Raw genomic sequence first — 11,444 nt, forward strand, 5'->3', positions numbered from 1 at the left:
ACGCTCGTGGTGGTGCTGGTCCGGGTCCGGCGCAACCGGCCCGAGGACCGGCTGGGCTGGTACGTCCTGGCCGCCGACGCGACCCTCGTGGTGTTCCCCACCACCGGACCGCAGGAGCGGGCGACGGCCGATACCGTCGCCCGGCTGCGCGCCGAGGTGCTCCCCGCCGCGGTCGGGCAGGGCCCGTCGAACGCCCACATCGGCGGTGCCGCGGCCAGCCTGTCCGACGTGGGTCGCCGCACCAGCCAACGCCTGCCGTTCTTCATAGCCGCCGTGCTGGCGCTGTCGTTCGTGCTGCTGATGCTGGCCTTCCGGTCGGTGCTCGTACCGCTGAAGGCGGTGCTGCTGAACCTGCTGAGCATCGGCGCGGCCTACGGCGTCATGGTCGCGGTGTTCCAATGGGGCTGGGGTGGTGCGCTGATCGGGCTGGAGGCGACGGTTCCGATCGTGTCGTTCATCCCCATGTTCCTGTTCGCGATCCTGTTCGGCCTGTCCATGGACTACGAGGTGTTCCTCCTGTCCCGCGTACGGGAGGAATACCTGCGAACCGGCGACAACAACGAGGCGATCGTGCAGGGCATCTCGGGCACCGCCCGGACGATCACCTCGGCCGCCCTCATCATGGTGGCGGTGTTCCTGTCCTTCGCCATCTCCGACGACCCGTCGACCAAGATGTTCGGGCTCGGCCTCGCCACCGCGATCTTCATCGACGCCACGGTGGTGCGGATGGTCCTGGTACCGGCGACCATGACGCTGCTGGGCCGGGCCAACTGGTGGCTTCCGAGGTGGCTGGACCGGGTGCTACCCGGACGCCCGGCCGGCACCGACGCCGCGAGGGACGGCACGCACGCCGATCCACAGGTGCTCGCCCGGATCCACTGACGAACCCTCGCCCGCGAGGCGCCTCCGCCCGGCCCGGCGGAGGCGCCTGAACCTGAGCCGGTCATCTGGAATCACCTCACCCTGGGCTGCAGATCCGTCTCCCCGACGAGACTGCCGGCGCTGCGCGGCGTGCCGCCGGCAGCATCGCGGAGGCTGGGCAGGTCGTCGCGGTCCTGCGACCACCGGGCCGTCAACGCGAAGAGCATCACCGTGTCCAGGCCGATCATCAGAGACGCCCATATCGGGTACGCGTCGAGCCAGGCGACCTGTGCGGTGGCATGCAGGAGGATCAGCACGATCGCCGCGATCCGCGCCCACGTCCGCCGGGCGAACACGCTGGCACCGACGGCGATCAACAGCACGCCGGACAGCAGAACTGTCCATCCCCAGGCGGTCACGTTGTCGACGACGACGTTGTCGGCGAACTGCACCACTTCTTTGTCCGAGATCAACGCCACGGCACCTCGCGCGACGTTCAGCATGCCGACCAGCCCGAGCAGCGTGCCGGCGAAGGAGATCCAACCGGCCCATGCCTTGTCGGCCATCGTGGTTCCTTCCATGCGTCATGGCTCAGTGGAGGTCATCTCACCCGCCTCCGGCGCCGGGCGGCTCATCCGGCACGGATGAGGCTTGGCACCGGAGCGCAACGCGAAGTCAGTTCGCTTGCCACGGATGCGTGTCGACCGAGGTGCGGGCGCGCCGGCCTCAGGCGACTGATCCCGCGCGTGGCTCGGTCCGGCACGCCACACCGGATATTCAGACGATGAAGGAGATTCCGGTGAGGCGCTCGCTGTCGCGCCACAGGGCGGCACCGGTGGCCCGGTCGTCGGCGCCGCTGGGCAGACGGGCCGGCTTTGGCGTGCCGGAGTCCTGGCGGCGTCCGGCCGGCCCGATGAAGGCGCCGTTCTCGACCGCGGGATTGGTCGCGGCATAGAGCGAGGGCCATGCCGCGCCCTCGGGTGAGCCCATCGCCAACCGCTCGAGCAGCGGCATGAGCAGCCGGGAGGCCGCGCCCTGGGAATGTTGCTGAAGGTTGGTCAGGGCAGCGCCGGGGTGAACGGCGACGGCACTCATCGGGGTGCCGGCCAGCCGGCGGGCGAGTTCGACGGAGAACACGATGTTGGCTCGCTTGGATTTCGCGTACGCGCCCATCGGCCGGTACTTCTGTTCGCTCATCAGATCGGTCAGCTCGCCGCTGCCCCAGCGGGCGGCGATCGCGCTGACCGTCACCACCCGCGCGGCCGGAGCAGCGCGCAGTGCGGGCATGAGTTGGGCGGTGAGGGCGAAGTGGCCCAGGTGATTGGTGCCGAACGTCATCTCGAAGCCGTCGACGGTGGTCTGACGCTCGGCGATGTTCATCACGCCGGCGTTGTTGATGAGCAGGTCCAGCGGGCCTTCGTCGACGACCCGGGCCGCCGCGGCGCCGATCGACTTGAGGTTGCCGAGATCGAGCACGAGCGTGTCGATCGTGGCCGAGGTCGCCTCGGCGCGAATCGCGTCGGCGGCCGCCGTGAGCTTGCTGGGATCGCGTCCGGCGAGCACGACGCGGGCGCCGCGAAGGGCCAGGGCCCGTGCGGTCTGCCAGCCGATTCCGCTGTTGCCGCCGGTGATCAGGGCGACGCGCCCGGTTTGACTGCTGATCGTTGCGAGGGTCCAGGTGGTCATCGCCACTCCTTATAAATGAACACTCATTCAGTAAGGCTTCAAGGTAGCCAGCCGGGTCTCGAGTTGTCAAATGAATGTTCATTAAGAAGACTGGGGGCATGCGCACACGCGATCCCGAGACCAAGCGCCGGCTACTGCTCGAAGCGGCGCTGGAGGAGTTCGCCGCCCACGGGGTGGCCGGTGCCCGGGTCGATCGGCTGGCCAAGCGAGCGGGCATCAGCGCCGGGCTGGTCTACTCGTTCTACGAGAACAAGGACGCCCTGTTCGAGGCGGTCTTCGACCTGATCGTCGAGCAGACTGTCTCGGCTGTCCCGATCGACGCCGACGACCTCGGGGAATACGCCGGCCGCCTCTGCGACGCCGGCCTGGCTCACCCGGACGTGCTGCGCTTCGTGGCCTGGTATCAGCTGGAACGCGGCAACCCGGCCGCCCGGCGGGCCTCGACCACCGCCGCGATGGCCGACAAGGTCGCGGTGATCGCGCGGGCCCAGAGTCGAGGCATCATCACCGACCGCATCGCTCCGGGCGAAATCCTCGCGCTCGTCCTGACCCTGGCCAACATGTGGCAGCTGCGCGAACCGGAATTCCTGGATCTGGTCGAGAAGGGCCGCCGCCGGGCCGCTGTGGTCGAAGCCGTCCACCGCCTGACCGCCCCGTGAGACCCGCGCCCACTCCCCCGCGAAGCCGTCTCCGGTGCAACAGCTGGTTCAGCGGAGCTGCTCGGCCTCGTCGGTCACGTCACTCGTGATGGTCCGCTGCGGCGTCCGCCCCGGATGCTCGCGTACGGGCGGCGAGCACCGCGACCGGCACAAGCATGATCAGCCAGCCCTGCCAGCCGCTGAGCCCGGTCAGCCAGCCGTCGATCCTCGGTTCGGCCGCCTTGTCCGCGACCACCACCTGCACGAACCCGAAAACGAGGGTGTTGTTGACGGCATGTCCCACCACCGCCGGCCAGATCGACCCGGCGGCCAACCGCAGCCATCCGAGCACCATTCCGAAGAACACACAGAAAATCGTGAACGGCAACAGCGATCGGGCCGCATCCCCGCTCATCGAGAACCACGGCCCGACGTAGAACGGCAGATGCCACACCCCGCAGATCACCCCGATCAGGATCAACGCCGGCCACGTGCCCATCCGCTCGCGCATCCGGTTCAGCAGATAGCCACGCCAGCCCCACTCCTCACAGAAGGCCAGGGGCAGGATCAACACGAACTGCAGCGCGTTGGCGGCGAGAGCCTGCCCGATCAGCTCCCACGGCACACCGGCCCCGCCGGCGATCCCCGAGCCGTAGACGTCGCGCAGGGCGGAGAACCCGTCCAGATCGGCCGGATAGAGCCCGGTCGCCGCATTGAGTGCAACGGCGAGCGCCGACATCGCGATGAACAGAACAAAGGCCAGCAAGCAGTACCGGACCGTACGCCCGATCGGGCGTACCGGAAGCAGCGCGGTTGCTTCAGCGATATTCACCGGCCGCCACACATAGCGGGACGCCACCCAGGTCGCGACCGCGACCGACAACATCGCCGCGAAGAAGAGAACCCGCACACCGGCAATCTGCTCGAACACCCACAGCGCCCACGGCAGACCGAACACAATCCCCAGGAACACCCGGACGTCGGTACTCACCCTCGCTGTGCCCATCAGGCAATCATGCCGAACGTCGTACCCGGCGATGGCCCGCAAAGGGTCGCCGGCAACCGTCACCCTCATCAAGGAACGCGCCTGCGCGAGGGCCGTCACCGCGGCCAGGCAGAGCCACCTTGGGGTACGCACGGCGTCGTGCGGGCCGGCACGGCCCTCACGCTGATCGAGCGTTCCCCGAAACCCGCACCGGCCCGGCCTCGCCTGGTCCAAGAGCGCCATCCGCGTGATCCTGACCAACCCCCGCACCAGGTTTGGAACCGGCAACGCACCGACGAGTCGCCTGTGTCGCTCACCACTGGGCCCCGCGCCTTCTCCGGCATGAGCGGTCACCCCTTCGGCACACCGAGTGGACGAAAGAGAGGCTCGCGGACCCACGTCCGAATCGATTCACGGTCCGGTTCCGCGACCGAATCAAGGTGCGGCCCGTCGGGGCTGGCATCCGGCCACAGCCGGGCGAACCAGTCGGCTTCGTCGAGGGCATCCCAGTGCCTCCGGATGAACGCGACAAGTTCGGATCTGCGGGACGGGTCAGCGACATGCTGGGCCAGGTACGCGAGGGCGAAGGAAACCTCGGACTGTCCGCGTGCTCGACGCTTTCGTCGCAGCACCGACCGTAGATGGTCGAAGACCTGCTTCCACACGTCGTTGTTGCGGGCGCCGGCGCCGGCAAGGCCGATCACCGCGTAGTCCTTCACGGCAGCGTCAGATCCGGCCAGGCCGGCGAGCAGATCCGGCGTGGCCCCGGGGTGCCCAGCCTCTTCGCCAAAGCCAGGAGGGATGCACAGCGAAAATCCCTACTACCGCGGCCGGACACGCGGGTCGCCCGCCGAAGGGCGTCGTCCCCGACGGCTCCCGTGAGGTCGCCCAAGTGAGCGGCGATGACCACCCTGTCGAAGTCGAGGTCGGCCGACTCATCGAGCATCTGCGTGAGCAGCTGGTCTGCATGAGGGTCGAGGTAAGCGTCCCGGATCGCCTCCTCGCGGCGCGCGCTCCGCTGACTTCTGAACGCAGCAAAGATGGTTTCGTGGTCGCACTCGTCGCTCACGCAAGCAGCATGCCCGACGCCACGTCGCCTCGAGACACTCCCTGATCAAGGAGATACTCCGGCGCATGCCAACTTCCCCGGCCGGTCGTCAACTCGGCGAATACAGTCAACGGCAGCAATGGCGGCTCACCTGAACCGTTGACACCGTCATCGCTCCCGTGACTCCTCCGCGCAACGTCCCTCACGTTGGCCGGCTTGCCGCGCCGGTCGGGCGTCTCGATGGACTGCAGGATGCCGCCGTGCGTAAGAACGCGCAGCCGCATTCCGTTGACGGTCAGGGTGTACCGGTCGACGGCCACACCGGCGACGGTCCGGCCCCAGGACTGCTTGGTGATCGTCGCGCGGCCACCAGCGCCACCGCGCCGATCCGGAGCAAGGATCGACCGAAGGGTGTTTTGTGCACTTGGCTCACCTCTCAGGCGAACTCGGCGGCGTTCTCCTTCGTCACCATCTCGGTGCCGGTGTCGACGCTGGGTGGGACCTGCTCTCCGTGGGCGGCCGCTACCGCGGTCTCGATGCCGAGTGATCCCATCTTCGCGGGGAACTGCGCGACGGAACCGGTCTGGTCGCCTGCCTTGATCGCTTTCAGCTCGTCGGGGGACGCGTCGAAGCCGATCACGGTGATCTCCCCCGGCTTCTTGCCCGCGGCCTTGACGGCCTGCAGGGCGCCGACGATCGGCGGGCCGCACGCGCCGTAGATGGCGGTCAGGCCCGGGTTGGCGGTGAGCAGGTCCTGCGCCGCGTTCAAGCCCTTGGTCTGGTCGCAGTCGGTGGCCGGCTCGCCCACGACGGTGGCCTTGCTGCCGAGGGTCTCCTTGAGGCCCTTGACCCGGTCGTCGAGTGACGGGTTGCCCACCCGGCCCTGCAGGATTCCGATCTTGGCGCCGGCCGGCAGGTTCCCGGCCAGCCAGGTGCCGGCGAGCTTGCCGCCGGCCAGGTTGTCGGTGGCCACGACCGAGCTCTTCCCGGTCCAGCCGGGAATGTCGTTGTCGACCAGGACCACCTTGATACCGGCCTTGACCGCCTTGTCGAGCGAGGTCTGCACGGCTGGGCTGGTCGGGGTGATCGCGATGGCTTTGACATCCTTCGCGATCATGTTCTCGATGTGGTTGATCACTCCTTCGTCGTCGGTGCCGCTCTTGCCCTGGCCGTAGATGACCTCGACATCGGGCTGCGCCTCGTCGTACTTCTTCACGGCGTCGACCATGATGTCGTAGAAGTCGACCGGGAACTTGGTGATGAAACCGACCTTCAGTGGCTCGCCACCGCCGGCGTCGGCCTTTCCGGTGTCTCCGGTGGATGAGCAGGAGGCGAGTACCAGACCCGCCACAGTCATCGCGACAATAGATTTTCCTCGCATTTTCTACCTCCGTTGACGGTGCCCATTGACGAGCGAGGTAGCTGCACCAGAAGTCAGCCGTTGCCGCCGACGATCAGCGACACGATCTGTTCCTTGTTCTCCGGCCGGGGAACCAGCTCTCCGACCGTGCGGCCGCGGCGCATGACCACGGCCCGATCCGCTATCTCCATCACGTGATCCATCGCGTGCGAGACGACGATGATCGCGAGTCCTTCGGCGCGCAGCCGCAGGATGAGGTCGAGGACATGACGGGACTCACGGACGCCCAGGGCGGCCGTGGGCTCGTCGAGGATGACCACCTTGGTGGCGAAGGCCGCCGCCCGCGCGACCGCGACCGCCTGCCGCTGGCCGCCGGACATGAGTCCCACCGGGGTGTTCACGTCGGCCAGACCCACCTCGAGCCGGCGCAGCACCACCACGGTGGCCTCCACCATGGCTCGCCGGCGGACCAGCCGCAGCCCTCGGGGCAGCCATCGCGGCGTGGTCATCTCGCGTCCGGCGTAGAAATTCGCCGCCGGGTCGAGATTGTCGAACAACGCCAGGTCCTGGTAGACGGTCTCGATACCGAGAGCCCGGGCCACCGCCGGTGAGCCCACGTCGACCGGGACACCGTCCATCGTGACCGTTCCCGCGTCCATGCGGTGCACCCCGGTGATGCACTTGATGAGCGTCGACTTGCCGGCACCGTTGTCGCCGAGCAGGGCCAGCACCTCGCCGCGCCGCGCCTCGACGTCCACGCCGTCCAGCGCCACCACCGCGCCGAAACGCTTGGTGGCCCCCCGTACGCTGAGCGCCGGCGGGTCGGCCGCGGACTGGTTCGGCGCGGTCATGACCGGACCGCCTGGATGACGCGAAGCCGCTCCTCCAAGCGCCCACGGACCACGTCGAGCTCCACGGCCAGCAGGATGACCACGCCGATCACGATCGGTTGCAGGAACGCGTTGACGTCGAGCAGGTTCATGGCGTTGCGGATGACGCCGATCATGAGTGCTCCCACGAGTGCGTTGCCGACATGACCGCGGCCACCGTGGAAGCTCGCCCCGCCGATGACCACGGCGGCGATCGCGTCCAACTCGGCCAGTTCTCCGAACGTGGGCGACCCCCCGTTGAGGCGGCCCGCGTTGACGACCCCGGCGATCCCGGCCGCCAGTCCGCTGATCACGTACACCGAGATGATCACGCCCTTGACCGGAATGGCCGCCCGGCGGGCGGCGTCCGGATTGCCGCCCACCGCGAAGATCCAGCGGCCCCAGACCATCGCCCTGGTCAGCAGCAGCGTGACCAGAGCCAGCCCGGCGACCAGGAAAGCCGAGTACGGAAGCCAGCCGATCGAGCCGCCGCCGATCTGCTGGACCGCTTCCGGCATGCCACTGATCGGCTGCCCGCCGGAGAGCCACAGCGCGAGGCCGCGGGCGATGCTGAGCATGGCCAGGGTCATGATGAACGGGTGCGGTAGCCGGCCCCAGACTAGGACCGCTCCGTTGACCGCCCCCACGGCCGTGCCGGTGGCGAGCATGGCCAGGATGACCAGGGGACCGGACCCCATCGACCCGAACATCAGGGCACCCACCACAGCGGACAGTGCCAGCGTCGACCCCACGGAAAGGTCGATGCCCCGGGTGACGATCACCAGTAGCTGGGCCAGCGCGAGGATCGCGATCACCGCAGTCTGGCTGAGCACGTTGCCGAGATTGCGCGTCGTGAAGAAGACCGGCGACAGCGCGCTTGCGACCAGCACGACGAGCAGCAACATCAGGGCCGGGCCGACGCGCAGGGCGGCAAGACTCAGCCCGGCCGGATCGCGACGCGGACCGGAAGGCCGCGAACCGGACGGTGGCCCACTGCTTTGCGGTTTCCGGCGTTTGGGGCGGTACCCCGCCGGCCATTCCCGGCGCGACGCACCGGACGGGTTCAAGGTTTCGTGGCGCCTGGATGCCGTTTCCGGGTAGGCGTCACGCTCAGTGGCGTCAGAAGTCATAGGAACCTCCACCGTGGCCGGATGTGGCTGGTGAGCAGGTGCCGTACTGGTAGCGGGAACCTATCCACGGATTCACCCGATGTCTAGGGCCCGATGAGACTGGCGATGTAACATCGCCGAAACAGAAACGGCCTTATCTAACCGGAATATCGATCTATGTCCAGAAGCCTTCCTGGCATGAAGAGGAATATTCATGGGATCAATCCCGGCCAGTATCGGCCACCGGGGAAGCCTGGATACAGTGCGCGGATGCATGACGAGCCGATCGCGGCGTTCCGTTGGTCCGGCGGCGCCGGCCGGCGCGATGCGCTGACCCGGCGACGGGGCTGAGCCATGGGTGCGATCGACACGACGATCGGCCGGATCAAACAGATGCTCGTCGACGGCGAACTCAAGCCCGGCGACAAGCTGCCGGTCGAGAAGGATCTGGCCGCCGGCTTCGGCGTCTCCCGGAACACCTTGCGCGAGGCGGTACGGGCGCTCACCACGCTCAAGGTCCTGCAGACCCGGCAGGGCGACGGCACCTACGTCACCAGCCTGCGGCCCGACCTGCTCCTGGACGGCATGGGATTCGTCGCCGACCTGCACGGCGAAGCAGGCGAACGGCAGTTCCTCCACGTGCGCCGGCTCCTCGAACCGGAGGCCACGGCCCTGGCGGTCGACCGGCTGACCGACGACGACCTGGCCGAACTGCGGAGCCTGCTGAGCCGAGCCCACGCGCTGATCCAAGAGCCGGCCATCGACCACGACCAGCTGATGGCCAACGACCGGGCGTTCCACAACCTGATCACGACGCGGTGCGGGAATCCGGTGCTGGCCGCGCTGATCGAGAACACCTCCGGCCACACGGTACGGGCCCGGTTGTGGCGTGGACGCGTCGACGCCGGAGCCGGCTCCCGTACGGTCGCGGAGCATCAGATGATCTACCAGGCGATCGCCGACCGGGACAGCGAGCGCGCCCGCATGCTGGCGACCGCGCACATCCTCGGTGTCGAAGCGGCCGTCCGCGCCATGGCCACGCCGGCGCCGGACGCCGATCCGGAGGCCCACCGCTAAGTCGGCCCCGCGCCACGACGAAAAGTCGTTGCGGCGCGGCTACGCTCTTGCGATGCCTGTGTTCCTGGCGGTCGACCTCGGTGCCGAGACCGGCCGCGTGCTTCGCGGCGCGCTCGACGAGGGCCGGCTGGAAGTGCGTGAGGTGCACCGGTTCGTCAACCGGCCGGTGGCCTTGCCCGAGGGGCTGCACTGGGACGTGTTGGCTCTGTTCGCGGACATGTCGGCCGGGCTGACCGCGGCGCTGGCCGAACGGGGCCGGGACCGGATCGCCGGGATCGGCATCGATGCGTGGGGCAACGACTTCGCTCTGCTGGACCGCGACGGCCGGCTCATCGGCAACCCGTGGCACTACCGCGACCGGCGTACGCAGTCCAGTGTCAAGCTCATCGCCGAGCGCGTCGATCCCGCGGTGCTCTACCGCACCACCGGCACGGCGACCCTGCCGATCAACACGACCAGCCAGCTCGTGGCGATGGAGGGCTCGCCGCACCTGGCCGTCGCCGAGCGGCTGGCCATGCTGCCTGACCTGTTCGGGTACTGGCTCAGCGGACAGCTCGTCACGGAGCAGACGATCGCGAGCACCGGCCAGCTGCTCGACGTCGTCACCCGTGGCTGGGCCACCGGCGTCATCGAGGCGCTCGGCATTCCGGGCCGGCTCTTCGGCGCCGACGTCGTGGCGCCCGGCACCCAGGTCGGTTCGTTGCTGGCGGACCGGCGGGTACCAGTGTGGGCGGTGGCCGGGCACGACACCGCCTCCGCGGTGGCCGCGGTTCCGGCCGGGGCGGGCAGCTACGGGTACATCTCCTCGGGGACCTGGTCGCTGGCCGGCCTGGAGTTGCCGGCGCCGGTGCTGACCGATGCCGCGAGACTGGCCGGCTTCTCCAACGAGGCCGGAGTCGACGGAACCATCCGGTTCCTGCGCAACGGGACGGGCCTGTGGTTGCTGCAGCGGTGCCGGGCGGCGTGGGGCTCGCCACCGTACGGGGACCTGGTGGCCGCCGCGGGCACCGCGCCGGCATTCCGGTCCCTGATCGACCCGGACGCGCCCTGCCTCATCGCTCCTGAGGACATGCCGGCGCGGCTGGCCGAGTTGTGCCGGGCGACTGCCGAGCCGGTGCCGGTGGACCGGGCCGCGATGGTGCGGTGTGTGCTGGACAGCCTCGCCTGCAAGCATCGCTGGACCCTGGAGCGCGCCGAGGCGCTGGCGGGCACCCACGCCGATGTCGTGCACATCGTCGGGGGCGGCGCGGCGAACCCGTTGCTGTGCCAGCTGACCGCCGACCTGACCGGCCGGCTGGTGCTGGCCGGGCCGGTGGAGGCCACCGCCGTCGGCAATCTGCTGATCCAGGCCCGGGCAGCCGGTGAGCTGTCCTCGCTGGCCGAGGTGCGGGAGGTCGTACGGGCCTCGCTGCCACCGCGGCGGTTCGAGCCGCGGACCTCGGACGCTACCGACGCCGCGTACGCTCGCTTCCTGACCCTGCTCGACAGCGATGACAGGATCTGACATATTCTGCATCGACCACGTACGGGCAGGGAGGTGTCTCGGTGCTGATCGCCGAGCGGCGTCGACGGCTGCTGGAGCAGGTCCGGGACCGGGGCTACGCCTCGTTCCGGGAGCTCGCCGAGGCGCTGGAGATCTCCGAGTCCACGGTGCGCCGCGACCTGCGCTCGATGGTGGCGGACGGCCTGCTCGCGGCGACGCGAGGCGGTGTCGGCCCGCTACCGGCCGGCGCCCCGGCAGCGCCGTCGAGCCCGCCCGCCGAGCCGGTCGCGAGCCGGCCGGCGACGGCCCCGGACGGCACGTCACCCGA

14 protein-coding genes are annotated in these 11,444 nt (G+C 69.1%); 5 read left to right on the forward strand and 9 right to left on the reverse strand.

What is annotated here, in order from left to right; genetic code table 11:
- A partial coding sequence (locus AB0C29_RS16010) for an MMPL family transporter (RefSeq protein ID WP_360820789.1) occupies positions 1-882 on the forward strand: 882 nt, incomplete at its 5' end.
- Between the two features lie 71 nt (positions 883-953).
- Here AB0C29_RS16010 and AB0C29_RS16015 read toward each other — a convergent pair.
- On the reverse strand, positions 954-1,427 hold the full coding sequence (locus AB0C29_RS16015) for a hypothetical protein (protein WP_360820791.1): 474 nt from the start codon (positions 1,425-1,427) through the stop codon (positions 954-956).
- Positions 1,428-1,638: 211 nt separating this feature from the next.
- Positions 1,639-2,547 (reverse strand): oxidoreductase, encoded by a 909-nt coding sequence (locus tag AB0C29_RS16020; protein WP_360820793.1) that lies wholly within the window; start codon positions 2,545-2,547, stop codon positions 1,639-1,641.
- A gap of 98 nt (positions 2,548-2,645) precedes the next feature.
- On the opposite strand from AB0C29_RS16020, the gene AB0C29_RS16025 reads away from it, so the two are divergent.
- Complete coding sequence (locus AB0C29_RS16025; RefSeq protein ID WP_360820795.1) at positions 2,646-3,206, forward strand: TetR family transcriptional regulator; 561 nt, start codon at positions 2,646-2,648, stop codon at positions 3,204-3,206.
- A gap of 79 nt (positions 3,207-3,285) precedes the next feature.
- Here the strand turns inward: AB0C29_RS16025 and AB0C29_RS16030 are convergent, their stop codons facing one another.
- From AB0C29_RS16030 to AB0C29_RS16060, 7 genes are all read right to left on the reverse strand, one after another.
- On the reverse strand, positions 3,286-4,413 hold the full coding sequence (locus tag AB0C29_RS16030; RefSeq protein WP_360820797.1) for a type II CAAX endopeptidase family protein: 1,128 nt from the start codon (positions 4,411-4,413) through the stop codon (positions 3,286-3,288).
- Between the two features lie 107 nt (positions 4,414-4,520).
- Positions 4,521-4,889 carry a hypothetical protein gene (locus AB0C29_RS16035; protein ID WP_360820798.1) on the reverse strand — a complete coding sequence of 123 codons (369 nt, stop codon included), beginning with the start codon at positions 4,887-4,889 and terminating at the stop codon, positions 4,521-4,523.
- The gene (locus AB0C29_RS16040; protein WP_360820800.1) at positions 4,886-5,239 is read right to left on the reverse strand and encodes a hypothetical protein; all 354 of its coding nucleotides are present in this window, start codon (positions 5,237-5,239) and stop codon (positions 4,886-4,888) included. Before AB0C29_RS16040 ends, AB0C29_RS16035 begins: the two co-directional genes overlap by 4 nt.
- A complete protein-coding gene (locus tag AB0C29_RS16045) occupies positions 5,236-5,538 on the reverse strand; it encodes a hypothetical protein (protein WP_360820802.1) in 303 nt (100 codons plus the stop codon). Before AB0C29_RS16045 ends, AB0C29_RS16040 begins: the two co-directional genes overlap by 4 nt.
- Before the next feature lie 116 nt (positions 5,539-5,654).
- On the reverse strand, positions 5,655-6,575 hold the full coding sequence (locus tag AB0C29_RS16050; RefSeq protein ID WP_360820804.1) for a sugar ABC transporter substrate-binding protein: 921 nt from the start codon (positions 6,573-6,575) through the stop codon (positions 5,655-5,657).
- Between the two features lie 77 nt (positions 6,576-6,652).
- Positions 6,653-7,429: an ATP-binding cassette domain-containing protein gene (locus tag AB0C29_RS16055; protein ID WP_360820806.1), complete on the reverse strand. Its 777-nt coding sequence runs from the start codon at positions 7,427-7,429 to the stop codon at positions 6,653-6,655.
- A complete protein-coding gene (locus tag AB0C29_RS16060) occupies positions 7,426-8,352 on the reverse strand; it encodes an ABC transporter permease (RefSeq protein WP_360820808.1) in 927 nt (308 codons plus the stop codon). The genes AB0C29_RS16055 and AB0C29_RS16060 overlap by 4 nt, the downstream gene beginning before the upstream one ends.
- Positions 8,353-8,910: 558 nt before the next feature.
- Between AB0C29_RS16060 and AB0C29_RS16065 the strand changes: the two genes are divergently transcribed.
- The 3 genes from AB0C29_RS16065 to AB0C29_RS16075 form a co-directional block, all read left to right on the forward strand.
- On the forward strand, positions 8,911-9,633 hold the full coding sequence (locus tag AB0C29_RS16065; RefSeq protein WP_360820810.1) for a FadR/GntR family transcriptional regulator: 723 nt from the start codon (positions 8,911-8,913) through the stop codon (positions 9,631-9,633).
- 52 nt (positions 9,634-9,685) lie between these two features.
- Positions 9,686-11,137, forward strand: a complete 1,452-nt coding sequence (locus AB0C29_RS16070; RefSeq protein WP_360820812.1) for a rhamnulokinase family protein — start codon at positions 9,686-9,688, stop codon at positions 11,135-11,137.
- A gap of 41 nt (positions 11,138-11,178) precedes the next feature.
- Positions 11,179-11,444, forward strand: a 266-nt coding sequence (locus tag AB0C29_RS16075) for a DeoR family transcriptional regulator (protein ID WP_360820814.1), incomplete at its 3' end; no start/stop codon positions are given.

Source organism: Actinoplanes sp. NPDC048791, from assembly GCF_040650095.1.
Taxonomy (GTDB): Bacteria; Actinomycetota; Actinomycetes; order Mycobacteriales; family Micromonosporaceae; genus Actinoplanes.

Excerpts from the sequence above, each read along its gene's own strand:
- AB0C29_RS16060 (WP_360820808.1), bottom strand. The coding sequence starts at position 8,352 with ATGTTGCTGCTCGTCGTGCTGGTCGCAAGCGCGCTGTCGCCGGTCTTC.
- AB0C29_RS16055 (WP_360820806.1), bottom strand. The coding sequence starts at position 7,429 with ATGACCGCGCCGAACCAGTCCGCGGCCGACCCGCCGGCGCTCAGCGTA.
- AB0C29_RS16065 (WP_360820810.1), top strand. The coding sequence starts at position 8,911 with ATGGGTGCGATCGACACGACGATCGGCCGGATCAAACAGATGCTCGTC.
- AB0C29_RS16015 (WP_360820791.1), bottom strand. The coding sequence starts at position 1,427 with ATGGCCGACAAGGCATGGGCCGGTTGGATCTCCTTCGCCGGCACGCTG.
- AB0C29_RS16020 (WP_360820793.1), bottom strand. The coding sequence starts at position 2,547 with ATGACCACCTGGACCCTCGCAACGATCAGCAGTCAAACCGGGCGCGTC.
- AB0C29_RS16025 (WP_360820795.1), top strand. The coding sequence starts at position 2,646 with ATGCGCACACGCGATCCCGAGACCAAGCGCCGGCTACTGCTCGAAGCG.
- AB0C29_RS16070 (WP_360820812.1), top strand. The coding sequence starts at position 9,686 with ATGCCTGTGTTCCTGGCGGTCGACCTCGGTGCCGAGACCGGCCGCGTG.
- AB0C29_RS16050 (WP_360820804.1), bottom strand. The coding sequence starts at position 6,575 with ATGACTGTGGCGGGTCTGGTACTCGCCTCCTGCTCATCCACCGGAGAC.
- AB0C29_RS16030 (WP_360820797.1), bottom strand. The coding sequence starts at position 4,413 with ATGGCGCTCTTGGACCAGGCGAGGCCGGGCCGGTGCGGGTTTCGGGGA.